The following is a 13,418-nucleotide window of genomic DNA, read 5'->3' as shown; positions in this document are numbered from 1 at the left end:
ATGGCAACGATGAACCATAAGAGACTCAGTGTACCACGCTTACTAACTCCAATTGCATTAGCAATTACATTGGCGGCTTGTTCTTCAGGTCCTCAAGCACCAACGAGCGTTGATATTACACTAGATCCAGCGCAATCAACTGAAAGTTACATGATGCAAGCGGATAGTAGCAAAGGAAGTCTACAAAACGACTGGTTAATCATGGCGCTTAAGGCTTCTGTGCAAGCTGGAAAAACCGATCAAGCAACTCTGCTTATTAAACGCTTAGCAAAACAAGAGCTGAGCGAAACGCAACAAGCGGAATGGCAATTAGCTCGCGCTCAACTGTTGGTGAATAACTCGCAGCCTGAACAAGCTTATAGCCAACTGAACTTCCAGCCTTGGTGGAAACTTCCGAACGAGCAGTGGAAAGATTATCACGAGCTACGCGCGAACATTTCTGAAATGCAAAGCGAGTATTTTGAAGCAAGCCGTGAGTTAGTTCTTTATTCAGAATATCTAGACGCTGACGACGAGCTCCAACAACAAGCTGCTGACCGTATTTGGCAGAACCTAAATAGCTACTCTCAATATGAGATTCTGGAGCTTAAGACGTCGCCTACAGAAGACGTTCTCGCAGGTTGGTTACAGCTGGCGATTTACATGAAGACGCTGAACTCAAACCTTCCAAACCTGCAGGAAACCTTGTCGGATTGGCTAGCAGAGAATCCTCAGCACCCAGCAGCGACATACACACCTCAGGCGATCACTGACGTCTTGGCACTAGAGATCAGCAAGCCAACCAGCACTGCACTATTACTGCCTCTAACCGGTAAGTACGGCAAGCAAGCACAACTTGTGCGTGACGGTTTCATCTTTGCGATGATGAATGACAAAGAGCGCGAAGAAGATGCAACGCTGACGGTAATGGATACCAACGTGCAAAGTGCCGCTGAGATTAAAGCAACACTGGAAGAGAACAACGTTGATTTCATCGTTGGCCCGCTGATTAAGAGCAACATAACTAAACTTCAGCAAGCGCAGAAAAACCACGAGAACTCGATTCCAGCTTTAGCTCTGAACATTCCAACGCAACTAGAACCAGATACTAACATTTGTTATCTCGCTCTATCGCCAGAGCAAGAAGTCGCTCAGGCAGCGAAGCACCTATTTGCTCAAGGCTACAAGTACCCGCTTATCCTTGCGCCAAGAGGACGTTTAGGTGAGCGAGTTGAGCAAGCGTTTAAAGAAGAGTGGAAAAAATACAGCAGCAACGATGTTGCTATCAGCTTGTTCTCTGACAAACGCCAACTGCAACGTAATGTGAATCAGGTATTCGGCTTGCAAGAGAGCCAACAACGTATCGCTCAAATGGATGGGTTACTGAACCTAGACCTAGAAACAGAGCCACGCAGCCGTCGTGATATCGATTCTGTCTACATTGTGGCTAAGAACTCAGAGCTAACGCTAATCAAACCCTTCATTGAAGTTGCAATTAACCCAGATGCGAGCCAACCCGCTCTTTTCTCAAACTCACGCAGCAACAGCGGTGATAAGCAGTATGAAGACCTAACCGGCGTGTTCTACAGCGACATCCCACTATTGGTTGAGAACAAAAACGAGCTTAATAAAGAGCTCAACGACCTATGGCCTGCACACTCAAACGGCCAAAAGCGTCTGCAAGCACTGGGAATGGATGCATACTACCTAATGGATGCACTGCCACAGATGAAAGCCGTACAGGGTTACAGCATTCCAGGTGAGACGGGTGTGCTAACCATCGATAACAACTGTGTGGTTCAACGTGAAATCAGCTGGGCAGAGCATGGGGCTTTTTAGCCGAAAGTTCCTATCCAAACCAACCATCACCCACAAACAAGTGGGTGATAAATACGAGGCCGTGGCAAAATCTTATCTGATTAACCACGGTTTATCGTTAATAGAAGAAAACTTCATAGCAAAATGTGGCGAGATTGATCTTATAATGCGCCATAACAATACGGTTGTGTTTGCTGAGGTAAAATACCGCAAGCAAACACGCTACGGACATGCCGCTGAAATGGTGACTGCCAAGAAGTCACAGAAACTGCTCAAAACAGCCAATGTTTGGCTTATGCAGCAAGGCTTGTCGGTGCACTCTACAGATTTCAGGTTTGATATTGTTGCCATTGAAGGGCCGAATGACACTATCGACTGGATTCAAAACGCGATTACCCAAGGATAAACATGCTAGACAGCATTAAAGAAAGTTTTACAGAAAGTATTCAGATCCAAATTGCGGCTGCAGAAGCACTGCCAGACGCAATCACGCATGCCGCTCAAGCAATGGTTGCGACCTTGCTTAACGGAAACAAAATTCTTTGTTGTGGTAATGGTGGTTCGGCGTCGAATGCTCAGCAATTTGTATCGTGCCTACTCAACCGATTTGAAACAGAGCGCCCTAGCCTTCCAGCGATGGCACTCACAGCAGATAACACCACGCTAACGGCTGTGGCTAACGACTACCACTATGAAGAGATCTTCTCTAAGCAGGTACGTGCGTTTGGTCAAACTGGCGATATCCTGTTGGCTATCTCGACTAGTGGTAACAGCAAGAACATCATCAAGGCAATGGAAGCGGCGGTAACTCGCGACATGACAATTATCGCCTTTACCGGTAAAGATGGTGGTGAGATGGCAGGTTTGCTTGGTGAACACGATGTAGAGATTCGTATCCCGTCACACCGTACAGCGCGCATTCATGAAGTACACATGGTGACACTGCACTGCCTATGTGACCTAATCGATCAAGTACTCTTCCCTGCCCACGAAGAGTGATATACGGAGCATCACAATGAAATCATTAACCTCTATGAGGCTGTTTAAGCTGATTAATGTTTCGCTACTTACACTGTCTCTGTCTGGTTGTGCTGGCATTTTCATTGCTGGTGCTGCAACTACTGCAAACCTAGTCACAGATACGCGAACAACCAAAGAGATTTGGAACGACAACAACATCGAATTTGAAGTTGCAGCGATTACCAATAAACAACCATTCCGTGGCAATGTACGTGTCACCGCAAGCTCATACCGAGGTTCAGTGGTGTTGATGGGGCAAGCAACCACAGATTCAGAACGTCGCGCTTTTGAAAACCAAGCCAAAGAAGTGGCTGGCGTTGAGAGCATCCACAATCAAGTTCGAGTGAAAGAACCTTTGTCTGTAAGTGCTATCAGTAAAGACAGCTGGATTACCACTAAGGTGAAATCAGCTCTGCTTGCGAATGCTGAGCTTAACGGCATCAAAGTAAAAGTGATTACTGAGGATTCAGAAGTATTCCTACTTGGACTCGTGACTAGAGAGCATGCCGATATCGCGACAGAAGTTGCGCGTAACATATCTGGCGTAAAACAGGTTATTCGAGCGTTTGAATACGGTGAAGAAGAGACGGCTGTTAACTAGCCGTAAGCCAGTCAACTAAATGCGATATAGCAGAAAAGAAAAAGCAGCGACGAGTCGCTGCTTTTTTATTTGGTTCGTTATCTAATACCAATCGTAGTAAATAATCTATCATTCTAGCTTGTTAAAAATTTCGATAACTGCGTTAGAATTTTTGATTGTAGAATAACTACTTATCAAAAAATTCCGCCTTGCTCTCAAGCTTTTTTCCTGCGCTATTTCTGATCACTTACTTACTGTGATTGGTATAACTAACGTTATTTGATAACACGAAGGCTTGGGCGACCTTTAGCTGGACGAGGTGGCTCAGGATCTGAGTCTGGCTCTTCAGCATCTACGTCTGCCGTTGCTACGCTCAAAGATGGGCCTTTTTCTGGTTCTTCAAAAGGACTTTCTTCAATCCCTTCTTCAAACGCTTCCATGTAAGCCTCTTCAGGTTCAAACATGGTACCAGCACCATTTTCACGAGCATAAATCGCTTGTACTGCGTAAAGCGGAACGATCACAGAGTGTGGACGACCACTAAAGCGAGCACTAAACGTCACAGCTTCGTTACCCAGTTCAAGTTGTCCAACCGCACGAGGCGCGATGTTCAGAATGATCTGACCATCTTGAACAAACTCTTCTGGAACTCGCACACCCGGTAATGTTGCTTCAACAACAAGGTGCGGAGTTAGTTCGTTATCAACCAGCCATTCATAAAATGCACGAAGCATGTATGGTCGGCGTGGAGTCATATTAGAAATATCCATAAACGCTTAGCGAACGAGTCGCATCTCACGCTCAGCTTCAGTTAGAGAAGCTAGGAATGAATCACGTTCGAATACGCGGTTCATGTAAATCTTAAGCTCTTTAGAACCAGGACCAATTAGTTCGATACCAAGCTCAGGTAAACGCCATAATAGCGGAGCTAGGTAACAATCAATTAGGCTAAACTCTTCGCTCATGAAGTATTCATACTCAGCGAAGATAGGAGCAAGAGTCAGTAGGTCGTTGCGCAGTTTAACGCGAGCTGCTTCAGATTCTTCAGCGTTGCCTTTAACGATCTTCTCTGCAACTGAATACCAGTTACGCTCAATGCGGTACATCATTAGACGGCTGTTACCACGAGCAACCGGGTATACAGGCATCAACGGTGGGTGAGGGAAACGCTCATCTAGGTATTCCATGATGATCTTCGAGTCATATAGAGCAAGCTCACGATCAACAAGAGTAGGTACTGATTTGTACGGGTTCAGTTCAACAAGCTCTGCTGGTAGATTTTTTTCATCAACCAACTCAACTTCAACACTTACGCCTTTTTCAGCAAGAACGATGCGCACCTGATGGCTATACATATCAGAAGCACTTGAGAAAAGAGTCATTACAGAACGTTTATTGGCAGCTACAGCCATGGAGCCCTCCAGTACACTTTAAATAAAAACAATGGAGGCCTAAAGCCTCCATTGAACATTAACATAATTTGGGAATTAGCACGGTATTATAGCACAATTAGTGCACATCACGCCAATACTCTTTCTTCAGCAAAATCACGATGATAGTGAAGATTACTAAGAAGGCCATTACCCACCAACCCATAGCGTGACGCTCAAGTTGAACTGGGTCGCCCGAGTAAACCAAAAAGTTAACAAGGTCACGAACTGCTTCGTCGTATTCACCAGCACTTAATTCGCCAGAGCCGTCAGTCTCAGTGCCAACAACAACCGTCACTTCCTCGCCATCTACCATATGAGTATCGTAGATTGGTGTTGGGATACCTTGCAGTTCTTCAAGAACGTGCGGCATACCAACGCTTGGGAAAACAATGTTGTTCACGCCAAATGGACGAGACGGATCTTCATAGAAAGTACGAAGGTAAGTGTACAGCCAGTCTGCGCCACGAACACGAGCAACCAATGTTAGGTCTGGTGGCGGAGCACCAAACCAACTTGCCGCTTGATCAGAAGGCATAGCATTAACCATCAAGTCACCGATTTTCGCTTCAGGGTCGAAAATCAGATTTTCCTTCATAAGATCAACGGGGATCTCTAAATCATTCGCAACACGTTCATAGCGCTGGTACTGCGTTGAGTGACAAGCGAAACAGTAGTTCATGAACATCTTAGCGCCATTTTGCAATGAAGCTTTGTCTGTTAAATCATTGTTCGCTTTGTCTAATGGTACGTTTGCACCCGCTGCCATCACCAGTGACGGCAACATAGCAAATAAAATTACAATCCACTTTTTCATTTGAATGTCACCCTTTCTGGTAATGGTTTCGTCGCTTCATTTTTACTGTAGAACCACAGTAGAACGAAGAACATGAAGTAACCTAAGCTAAAGATTTGAGCCAGTAGCGTGTATGTTGGCGTTGCTGGAAGCGCACCAAGTACACCAAGCGCAATAAAGCTTATTGTGAATTGGATGATGTTAATCAAATGCAGTTTGCTACGGTAACGGTAAGAACGCACTTTACAACGGTCGAACCATGGTAGTAGGAATAGCACAACAATAGATGCGCCCATTGCTACAACACCTAGCAACTTATCAGGAACAGCACGCAGAATTGCGTAAAACGGCGTGAAGTACCATACCGGAGCGATGTGCTCTGGTGTTTTCAGTGGGTTAGCAGCTTCAAAGTTTGGCGGCTCAAGGAAGAATCCACCCATCTCTGGGTTAAAGAACAGCACATAACAGAAGAAGAATAGGAAACCGGCCACACCAACCATATCTTTCACGGTCCCGTATGGGTGGAAAGGAATAGAGTCAATGATGTCGTATTTCTTAGTGTAATCCTTGTGGAATGGGAACTGCGTTTTGTAGTCGTCGCCCATTGTGCCTTTAGGAAGTTTCGTCTCAATACCGTCTGGGTTGTTCGAACCCACTTCGTGCAGTGCTAGTACGTGAAGTACGATAAGCAGCAGAAGTACAATTGGTAGAGCGATAACGTGCAGTGCGAAGAAACGGTTCAGCGTTGCACCAGAGATGATGTAGTCACCACGGATCCAAAGCGTTAGGTCATCACCGATAACAGGGATCGCACCAAACAGAGAAATGATTACCTGAGCACCCCAGTAAGACATTTGACCCCATGGTAGTAGGTAACCCATGAAAGCCTCAGCCATAAGCACTAAGAAGATCAACATACCGAAGATCCAAAGTAGCTCACGAGGCTTTTGGTAAGAACCATAGATTAGGCCACGGAACATGTGCAGGTAGATAACAACGAAGAATGCCGAAGCACCTGTTGAGTGCATGTAACGTAGTAGCCAACCGTATTCCACATCACGCATGATGTATTCAACAGAAGCAAATGCACCCTCACCTGACGGTACGTAGTTCATTGTTAGCCAAATACCCGTAAGGATTTGGTTAACCAATACCAACATTGCCAAAGAACCGAAAAGGTACCAAAAGTTAAAGTTCTTAGGCATTGGGTATTCAGATAAATGCTTTTTATACGCATTCATCGCGGGTAGACGTTTCTCTACCCAATCAAGCAATCCTTGCATTACGCGTCTCCCTCGTCCACACCGATCATGATCTTAGTGTCACTCAAATACATATGCTTTGGTACAACAAGATTCAATGGAGCTGGTACGCCTTGGAATACTCGACCTGCCATATCAAACTTTGAACCATGACAAGGACAGAAGAAACCAGACTTAACACCCTGAACTTGTTCTGCAAAAGAATCCGGCAGGTAAGTTGGAGAACAACCTAAGTGCGTACAGAAACCAACAGCAACGAAGAATTCCGGCTTAATTGAACGGAACTCGTTCTGTGCGTATTCTGGTTGTTGTTCAGCTTCAGATTGAGGGTCACGAAGTTGACCACCGATCGATTTTAGGTTTTCTAGTACCGACTCAGCACGGCGTACAACCCATACAGGTTTACCTTGCCACTCGACACGAACCATTTGTCCCGGTTCTAACTTACTGACTTCCACTTCCACCGGCGCGCCCGCAGCTTTCGCCTTGGCACTCGGATTCCATGATTTAATAAAAGGCACGGCTACAGCAGCTGCTCCTAAACCACCAACAACGGCTGTTGTTGCGGTTAAGAAACGCCTGCGACCGTTATTTAAAGGCGCGTTGCTCATCCAAACATTCTCCCATTTGCTCCTTGTGGATTGAAATAATTCCGATTAAAGAGCATGGCTAACAAAATATGTATTTAGTTCTATTTATTGACGGCAAATGATAAATAAAACCCTACTTTTTGACAAGATAAAGCTACCTTTTTGTAACAATCATGAGGCAAAGCGCACATTGGGTTACAAAAGCTTTCAAAATATAAGAATTTGGAAATAAAACGAGGAAGGGAAAGCGTTTAGAGGGGGTATAAAAACAAAAAGCCCGGCATATAGCCGAGCTTTGAACCACAATTCCAGTCGTAAAACTGGGGGCGTGTACTTTTTCGTAAAGAAAAATTAACGCTTAGAGAATTGAGGTTTACGACGTGCTTTACGTAGACCAACTTTCTTACGTTCAACGCAACGAGCGTCACGAGTAACGTAGCCAGCTGCACGTAGAGCAGGACGTAGAGTTTCATCGTACTCCATAAGAGCGCGAGTGATACCGTGGCGGATTGCGCCAGCTTGACCAGAAATACCACCACCAGAAACAGTGATGTAAAGGTCAAGTTTCTCAGTTAGTTCAACTAGCTCAAGAGGTTGCTTAACAACCATACGAGAAGTTGGACGACCGAAGTAAACATCAAGGCTACGCTTGTTGATTACGATCTCACCAGAGCCTGGTTTGATGAAAACACGAGCTGCTGAGCTTTTGCGACGACCAGTGCCGTAGTATTGATTCTCTGCCATTTTCATAATCCCCTTAGATGTCTAGTACTTGTGGCTGTTGAGCAACATGGTTGTGCTCAGTACCAGCGTACACTTTAAGCTTACGGTACATCGCGCGGCCTAGAGGACCACGTGGAAGCATACCTTTAACTGCTAGTTCTAGAACCATTTCTGGTTTCTTAGCAATTAGCTTTTCAAAAGTGATAGTTTTAAGACCACCTGGGAACTCTGAGTGACGGTAGTAAACCTTACCCTTAGCTTTGTTACCAGTTACAGCAACTTTCTCAGCGTTAACAACGATGATGTAATCACCAGTGTCTACGTGAGGAGTGTATTCTGCTTTGTGCTTGCCGCGTAGGCGAGAAGCGATTTCACTTGCTAGACGGCCAAGAGTTTTGCCTTCAGCGTCTACAACATACCAGTCGCGTTTTACAGTTTCTGGTTTAGCAACGAAAGTTTTCATGCTAATAATTACCTATTTAAAAAATTTACACTTAAGGAATACTCGCGTATTCCCACTGTCTAAGAGTTACCATTCATCACCCCTTCGAGTGTTGGAAAACTCTTGGCATAACGTGATTTTACTCATCGCTAGAGGCCCGCAGTAACGGTAGGTCGCAGGATTATAGAGAAGAGCGAAGAAAAAATCACCTCTTTTTGAACAAAATCACGATTTTTTTAATTCTATTTCTTATTCGAGATAATCAAAGCTAACTTAAGTGTTCTTTTGCCAAATATTCATGGCTCTGCATTTCAATTAAACGCGACTGACAACGTTTAAATTCAAACTCTAGCTGACCATGGGTGTATAGCTTTTCTAGCTCCACTTCCGCTGAAATAATCAGCTTCACATTGCGCTCGTAGAACTCATCAACTAATGCAATGAAGCGCCTCGCAGCGTCATCTGAAGTCGCGCCCATTTGCAATACATCCGCCAATAGAACTGTGTGATAAACCCGAGACAACTCAATATAGTCGTTCTGGCTACGAGCCGACTGACAAAGCTGAGCAAAGGTACCATGCAGTACGCCATCACTCGCTTCGACTACATCTAATTGACGGTGGTTAACCTCTATCTGCTTAAGCTTCTCTTTATCTTCACCAACGAGCTGAGCGTAATACTTTTCGAGATTAATATTCGCTTGGCTATCTAGCGGGTAATGGTAAATCTCAGCCTGTTCTAAGGTACGTAGACGATAGTCAATACCACTATCGACATTAAGGATATGACAGTTGTCTTGAATGAGCTTGATGGCAGGTAAGAAACGCGCTCGCTGTAACCCGTTGCGATACAGATCCGCAGGTGGAATATTAGAGGTCGCAACCAAGATAGCGTTTCGAGCGAATAACTCTTGGAACAAGGTTCCTAGGATCATCGCATCGGTGATGTCTGAAACAAAGAATTCGTCGAAACAGATAATGTCCGCTTCTTCCTTCAACTTGTCTGCGACTAAAGGCAATGGATCACTCACATTACCTAGCGCCTTTAGCTCATCATGAACTCGATACATAAAGCGGTGAAAGTGAACACGCATTTTTTTAGTGGTCGGTAAGGCATCATAGAACGTATCCATTAGGTACGTTTTTCCTCGCCCTACGCCACCCCAAAAATAGAGACCTTTCGGTGGTTGTGGCAGTTCTGGCTTTTTGCCTAGTAATTTCTGGAAGCGAGTCAGTTGAGGAATGGGCGTATTCATGTAATCTTGAAATTGATGAAAGAGTTCATCTAAAGATTTTACGGCTTGCTCTTGTGCTGGATCTCTTTGAAATCCATGTTCTTTTATATCTTGTTCGTATTTTTTAATGGGATTCATGACGACATTTCCACAATGAAAGCAATATCAGACAACAACTAAAAATGAGCCCAAACAGTACGAGGAATAACGTGATGTGGTGAATAATGCAGCATCAAACTGCTAACTAGCGCACACGCATTTCTCTTTATACTGCGGCTTTCTCATAGTACCATGGAGCCGTATCACGTGTAACTAAGCAGTAACAAACATGTTAAAAAACAATAATAAGGAGCTGTTATGCCTTGGATGTATGCCGTTGCCGGTTTACTAGTCGGAGTTATTTTAGGGGTCGCTATTTCTCGTCTCATGACACCTGAATACAAAAAACAAAAGAACGTACAGAAAGAATTGGATAGCGCAAAGTTTGCCCTTGAGCAGCAGCGACAAGAGCTGGCTGATCACTTTGCGAAATCAGCAGAAATGTTGGACACATTAGGTAAAGACTACACAAAACTGTACCAACACATGGAAAAAACAAGCTCAGAGCTGATTCCTAACCTGCCAGAGCAAGATAACCCGTTTGTGAAAACAGCCGCTGCCCATTCGGACAAGCCACAAGAGAAGCCTTCAGTAAAAGAGGCGACACTTGAGGAACAACCGAAAGATTACGCTAATGGCGCAACCGGTTTATTTACAGAGCAGAAGAAAGAAATCATGAATGCTCCCGATGTTGTTACAGCAAAAGCATCGTAAACATTTAACACTTCTGTGAACTTTACAAAGGTTTTTGAGTCATAACTTTCACTCAGGTCATTTGAAACTTATCATACTTATTAAACGTATAAGAGGGTTAAGACCTTAACTAGAGAGGAGTTTATGATGAAAAAACCTTTGCTTGCTTTATCAGTGCTAACTTTAAGCTTAAGTTCAATCATCACCCCCATTAAAGCAACAGCCGCACTGCCATTAAGTGTGGGTAATGAACAATTACCGAGCCTTGCTCCTATGCTTGAACAAGTGACCCCCGCTGTGGTTAGTATTGCCGTAGAAGGCAAACAGGTACAACGTCAGCAAATCCCTGAACAATTTCAATTCTTTTTTGGTCCAGAACAAACACGAGAGCGTCCCTTCCGCGGATTAGGCTCTGGTGTCATCATTGACGCCGAGAAAGGTCATATCGTGACCAATTACCATGTCATTAATGGTGCGGACGATATCAAAGTAAAACTGCATGATGGTCGAGAGTACGATGCTGAGCTAATCGGCGGCGACCAGATGTCTGATATCGCACTGCTAAAATTAGAAGAAGCCAAAAACCTGACCCAGATAAAAGTCGCAGACTCAGACAAACTAAGAGTTGGTGATTTTAGTGTCGCGATCGGTAACCCATTCGGACTTGGGCAAACCGTGACATCCGGTATTGTTTCTGCACTCGGCCGTAGCGGCCTGAATCTAGAAAACTTTGAAAACTTCATTCAAACCGATGCAGCAATCAACAGCGGCAACTCTGGTGGTGCGCTAGTGAACCTTAACGGTGAGCTAATTGGTATCAACACCGCCATTCTTGGCCCTAACGGAGGTAATGTCGGTATCGGCTTTGCAATCCCTTCTAATATGATGACAAACCTGACAGAACAAATTCTCGACTTCGGTGAAGTAAAACGCGGCATGCTTGGCGTTCAAGGCGGAGAAGTGACCTCTGAATTGGCAGAAGCACTCGGTTATGAATCAAGCAAGGGCGCCTTTGTTAGCCAAATCGTCCCTGACAGCGCAGCCGATAAAGCAGGACTGAAAGCGGGCGATATTATTGTCTCTATTAATGGCAAACGCATTGATACCTTCAGCGAGTTAAGAGCTAAGGTCGCAACACTCGGCGCTGGTAAGCAGATTGAACTGGGTGTGGTTCGTGACGGTAAGAGCAAAACCTTTGATGTGACGCTTGGTGAATCCACCAATAATAAAACACAAGCTGAGAAGCTCCATGAAGGACTAGCTGGTGCTGAGTTAACCAACACAACAGAGAGTGACTCTGCAGCGGGCGTCAAGGTATCGAATGTTGCTCAAGGTTCACCAGCCGAAGCCTATCAACTCCTGAAAGATGACATCATCATCGGAGTAAACCGCCAGCCCGTTAAGAACCTTGCTGAGTTTAGAGAGATTCTTGAAAAACAACCTGGTGTACTGGCGCTTAATATCCAGCGAGGCGACCGAACTATCTATCTTGTGATTCGATAGTCTTACGTCAGCGCAATTACAGGGAGGCTCAGTAAGTTTGCTTTAAACTTACTCAGTCTCCCTTTTCTTTAGATCAATCAAAATGCTATGCTTCACTTGTAATCAAATCAGTCATCCATTGATGGAGGCTTCACACCTTACTTGTTGAAGAGGGAAACATGCTGTCCTTTCTATTTCGTTCTATTTCCCTTGGACTCGTTTCAGCGGCGCTTATTCTTCTCGCCTTCCCGAGCTTAAGACCAGCGATTGTCGCTGACGTCACTAGCCCTAAAGTCGATAATATTGGCTCTCTTCAGATTTCATTTAACCAAGCAGTTCGCCGCGCGGCGCCTGCAGTGGTTAACATTTATAGCCGTAAATACGCTGAAAGCGATCGAAACAAACTGCTCACACAAGGTTTGGGCTCTGGGGTGATTGTTAGCGAGAAAGGCTACATCATTACCAACTTCCATGTGGTGGCTCAAGCAGACCAAATAGTTGTGGCACTTCAAGATGGCCGAGTAGCAGCTGCGCAACTTGTCGGTTCAGACAAACGCACCGATATCGCGATACTTAGAGTCAGCGGTGATAATCTACCGGTGATCCCACTCAATCCTAATTACAAAGCCAATGTCGGTGATGTTGTACTGGCTATCGGTAACCCATACAACCTAGGTCAAACAACAACCTTTGGTATCATCTCTGCAACCGGCCGTTCTTCGATCAGTGCCGATGGCCATCAAGCCTTTATCCAGACCGATGCGGCAATCAATGAAGGTAACTCAGGTGGCGCACTGGTGAACTCACAAGGTGAGCTAGTCGGTATCAATACCGCCTCTTTCCAGCAAGCTACCGACATGGAAACCTATGGGATCTCATTCGCTATCCCCTATCCGCTTGCTAATAAAATCATGGAAAAGATCATCGCCGATGGTCGTGTGATTCGTGGCTATATTGGTATCGATGGACAAGACATCAACTCAGTCACCTCACGCATGTTGGGTACTAAGAATATCGGCGGGATCGTTGTGTTGGGGATAGACCCTAATGGTCCGGCTGCCGATGCGGGTTTTGAAGCTCAAGACATTATTGTCAGTATCAACGATAACCAAGTAAATGGTCGCCAGAGTGTAATGGACATCGTTACCGACCTGCGACCTGGTACAGTTATCGATGTGGGTATATTGCGCCAAGGTGAAAGCAAAACCTTAAAGGTGACCATCGCCGAAGATACTCGCCTGTAGAGCAAACTCTGTAAGCAATGATTCAA

At 45.0% G+C, this 13,418-nt stretch carries 15 protein-coding genes; 7 read left to right on the top strand and 8 right to left on the bottom strand.

The annotated features are described in order from the left end of the window. From AB4133_RS20395 to AB4133_RS20380, 4 genes are read left to right on the top strand one after another with little or no spacing between them, the layout of a single operon-like run. Positions 1-1,818 carry a penicillin-binding protein activator gene (locus AB4133_RS20395; protein ID WP_017069550.1) on the top strand — a complete coding sequence of 606 codons (1,818 nt, stop codon included), beginning with the start codon at positions 1-3 and terminating at the stop codon, positions 1,816-1,818. Then, complete coding sequence (locus AB4133_RS20390) at positions 1,805-2,203, top strand: YraN family protein (RefSeq protein ID WP_017059277.1); 399 nt, start codon at positions 1,805-1,807, stop codon at positions 2,201-2,203. The genes AB4133_RS20395 and AB4133_RS20390 overlap by 14 nt, the downstream gene beginning before the upstream one ends. A 2-nt stretch (positions 2,204-2,205) precedes the next feature. Further along, entirely contained in the window at positions 2,206-2,796 is a 591-nt protein-coding gene (locus AB4133_RS20385; protein WP_004729817.1) for a phosphoheptose isomerase, read from the top strand. Between the two features lie 16 nt (positions 2,797-2,812). After that, a complete protein-coding gene (locus tag AB4133_RS20380; RefSeq protein ID WP_017062905.1) occupies positions 2,813-3,418 on the top strand; it encodes a BON domain-containing protein in 606 nt (201 codons plus the stop codon). A gap of 254 nt (positions 3,419-3,672) precedes the next feature. Here the strand turns inward: AB4133_RS20380 and sspB are convergent, their stop codons facing one another. The 8 genes from sspB to zapE form a co-directional block, all read right to left on the bottom strand. Then, entirely contained in the window at positions 3,673-4,167 is a 495-nt protein-coding gene (sspB, locus tag AB4133_RS20375) for a ClpXP protease specificity-enhancing factor (protein WP_017072808.1), read from the bottom strand. Between the two features lie 6 nt (positions 4,168-4,173). Beyond that, positions 4,174-4,809 carry a stringent starvation protein SspA gene (gene sspA / locus AB4133_RS20370; protein ID WP_009848943.1) on the bottom strand — a complete coding sequence of 212 codons (636 nt, stop codon included), beginning with the start codon at positions 4,807-4,809 and terminating at the stop codon, positions 4,174-4,176. Between the two features lie 97 nt (positions 4,810-4,906). Next, the gene (locus AB4133_RS20365) at positions 4,907-5,644 is read right to left on the bottom strand and encodes a cytochrome c1 (protein WP_017061436.1); all 738 of its coding nucleotides are present in this window, start codon (positions 5,642-5,644) and stop codon (positions 4,907-4,909) included. Continuing rightward, positions 5,641-6,906, bottom strand: coding sequence for a cytochrome bc complex cytochrome b subunit (locus AB4133_RS20360; protein ID WP_017061435.1), 1,266 nt, complete (start codon positions 6,904-6,906; stop codon positions 5,641-5,643). The genes AB4133_RS20365 and AB4133_RS20360 overlap by 4 nt, the downstream gene beginning before the upstream one ends. Then, on the bottom strand, positions 6,906-7,496 hold the full coding sequence (gene petA / locus AB4133_RS20355) for a ubiquinol-cytochrome c reductase iron-sulfur subunit (protein ID WP_017061434.1): 591 nt from the start codon (positions 7,494-7,496) through the stop codon (positions 6,906-6,908). The genes AB4133_RS20360 and petA overlap by 1 nt, the downstream gene beginning before the upstream one ends. A gap of 330 nt (positions 7,497-7,826) precedes the next feature. After that, positions 7,827-8,219 (bottom strand): 30S ribosomal protein S9, encoded by a 393-nt coding sequence (gene rpsI / locus AB4133_RS20350; RefSeq protein WP_004740758.1) that lies wholly within the window; start codon positions 8,217-8,219, stop codon positions 7,827-7,829. Positions 8,220-8,232: 13 nt separating this feature from the next. Beyond that, positions 8,233-8,661, bottom strand: a complete 429-nt coding sequence (gene rplM, locus AB4133_RS20345) for a 50S ribosomal protein L13 (protein WP_010434689.1) — start codon at positions 8,659-8,661, stop codon at positions 8,233-8,235. 247 nt (positions 8,662-8,908) lie between these two features. Further along, entirely contained in the window at positions 8,909-10,012 is a 1,104-nt protein-coding gene (gene zapE / locus AB4133_RS20340) for a cell division protein ZapE (RefSeq protein WP_017061433.1), read from the bottom strand. A gap of 219 nt (positions 10,013-10,231) precedes the next feature. Between zapE and zapG the strand changes: the two genes are divergently transcribed. The 3 genes from zapG to degS all read left to right on the top strand — a co-directional run bounded on the left by zapG (position 10,232) and on the right by degS (position 13,392). Then, positions 10,232-10,687, top strand: a complete 456-nt coding sequence (zapG, locus tag AB4133_RS20335; RefSeq protein WP_017061432.1) for a Z-ring associated protein ZapG — start codon at positions 10,232-10,234, stop codon at positions 10,685-10,687. Positions 10,688-10,813: 126 nt separating this feature from the next. Beyond that, positions 10,814-12,169, top strand: a complete 1,356-nt coding sequence (locus AB4133_RS20330; RefSeq protein WP_372225592.1) for a Do family serine endopeptidase — start codon at positions 10,814-10,816, stop codon at positions 12,167-12,169. A 158-nt stretch (positions 12,170-12,327) separates the two neighbouring features. Further along, entirely contained in the window at positions 12,328-13,392 is a 1,065-nt protein-coding gene (gene degS, locus AB4133_RS20325; RefSeq protein WP_017061430.1) for an outer membrane-stress sensor serine endopeptidase DegS, read from the top strand. Positions 13,393-13,418 lie beyond the last annotated feature (26 nt).

This window comes from Vibrio sp. 10N.286.52.F8 (genome assembly GCF_041468745.1).
GTDB lineage: Bacteria > Pseudomonadota > Gammaproteobacteria > Enterobacterales > Vibrionaceae > Vibrio > Vibrio crassostreae_C.
Note: the sequence above shows the minus strand (reverse complement) of the source record. Positions and strands in the feature narration are given on the sequence as shown.

What these genes read in the sequence shown, in the direction of transcription:
- AB4133_RS20395 (WP_017069550.1), top strand. Translation starts at nt 1, where the DNA reads ATGGCAACGATGAACCATAAGAGACTCAGTGTACCACGCTTACTAACT.
- AB4133_RS20390 (WP_017059277.1), top strand. Translation starts at nt 1,805, where the DNA reads ATGGGGCTTTTTAGCCGAAAGTTCCTATCCAAACCAACCATCACCCAC.
- AB4133_RS20385 (WP_004729817.1), top strand. Translation starts at nt 2,206, where the DNA reads ATGCTAGACAGCATTAAAGAAAGTTTTACAGAAAGTATTCAGATCCAA.
- AB4133_RS20380 (WP_017062905.1), top strand. Translation starts at nt 2,813, where the DNA reads ATGAAATCATTAACCTCTATGAGGCTGTTTAAGCTGATTAATGTTTCG.
- sspB (WP_017072808.1), bottom strand. Translation starts at nt 4,167, where the DNA reads ATGGATATTTCTAATATGACTCCACGCCGACCATACATGCTTCGTGCA.
- sspA (WP_009848943.1), bottom strand. Translation starts at nt 4,809, where the DNA reads ATGGCTGTAGCTGCCAATAAACGTTCTGTAATGACTCTTTTCTCAAGT.
- AB4133_RS20365 (WP_017061436.1), bottom strand. Translation starts at nt 5,644, where the DNA reads ATGAAAAAGTGGATTGTAATTTTATTTGCTATGTTGCCGTCACTGGTG.
- AB4133_RS20360 (WP_017061435.1), bottom strand. Translation starts at nt 6,906, where the DNA reads ATGCAAGGATTGCTTGATTGGGTAGAGAAACGTCTACCCGCGATGAAT.
- petA (WP_017061434.1), bottom strand. Translation starts at nt 7,496, where the DNA reads ATGAGCAACGCGCCTTTAAATAACGGTCGCAGGCGTTTCTTAACCGCA.
- rpsI (WP_004740758.1), bottom strand. Translation starts at nt 8,219, where the DNA reads ATGGCAGAGAATCAATACTACGGCACTGGTCGTCGCAAAAGCTCAGCA.
- rplM (WP_010434689.1), bottom strand. Translation starts at nt 8,661, where the DNA reads ATGAAAACTTTCGTTGCTAAACCAGAAACTGTAAAACGCGACTGGTAT.
- zapE (WP_017061433.1), bottom strand. Translation starts at nt 10,012, where the DNA reads ATGAATCCCATTAAAAAATACGAACAAGATATAAAAGAACATGGATTT.
- zapG (WP_017061432.1), top strand. Translation starts at nt 10,232, where the DNA reads ATGCCTTGGATGTATGCCGTTGCCGGTTTACTAGTCGGAGTTATTTTA.
- AB4133_RS20330 (WP_372225592.1), top strand. Translation starts at nt 10,814, where the DNA reads ATGAAAAAACCTTTGCTTGCTTTATCAGTGCTAACTTTAAGCTTAAGT.
- degS (WP_017061430.1), top strand. Translation starts at nt 12,328, where the DNA reads ATGCTGTCCTTTCTATTTCGTTCTATTTCCCTTGGACTCGTTTCAGCG.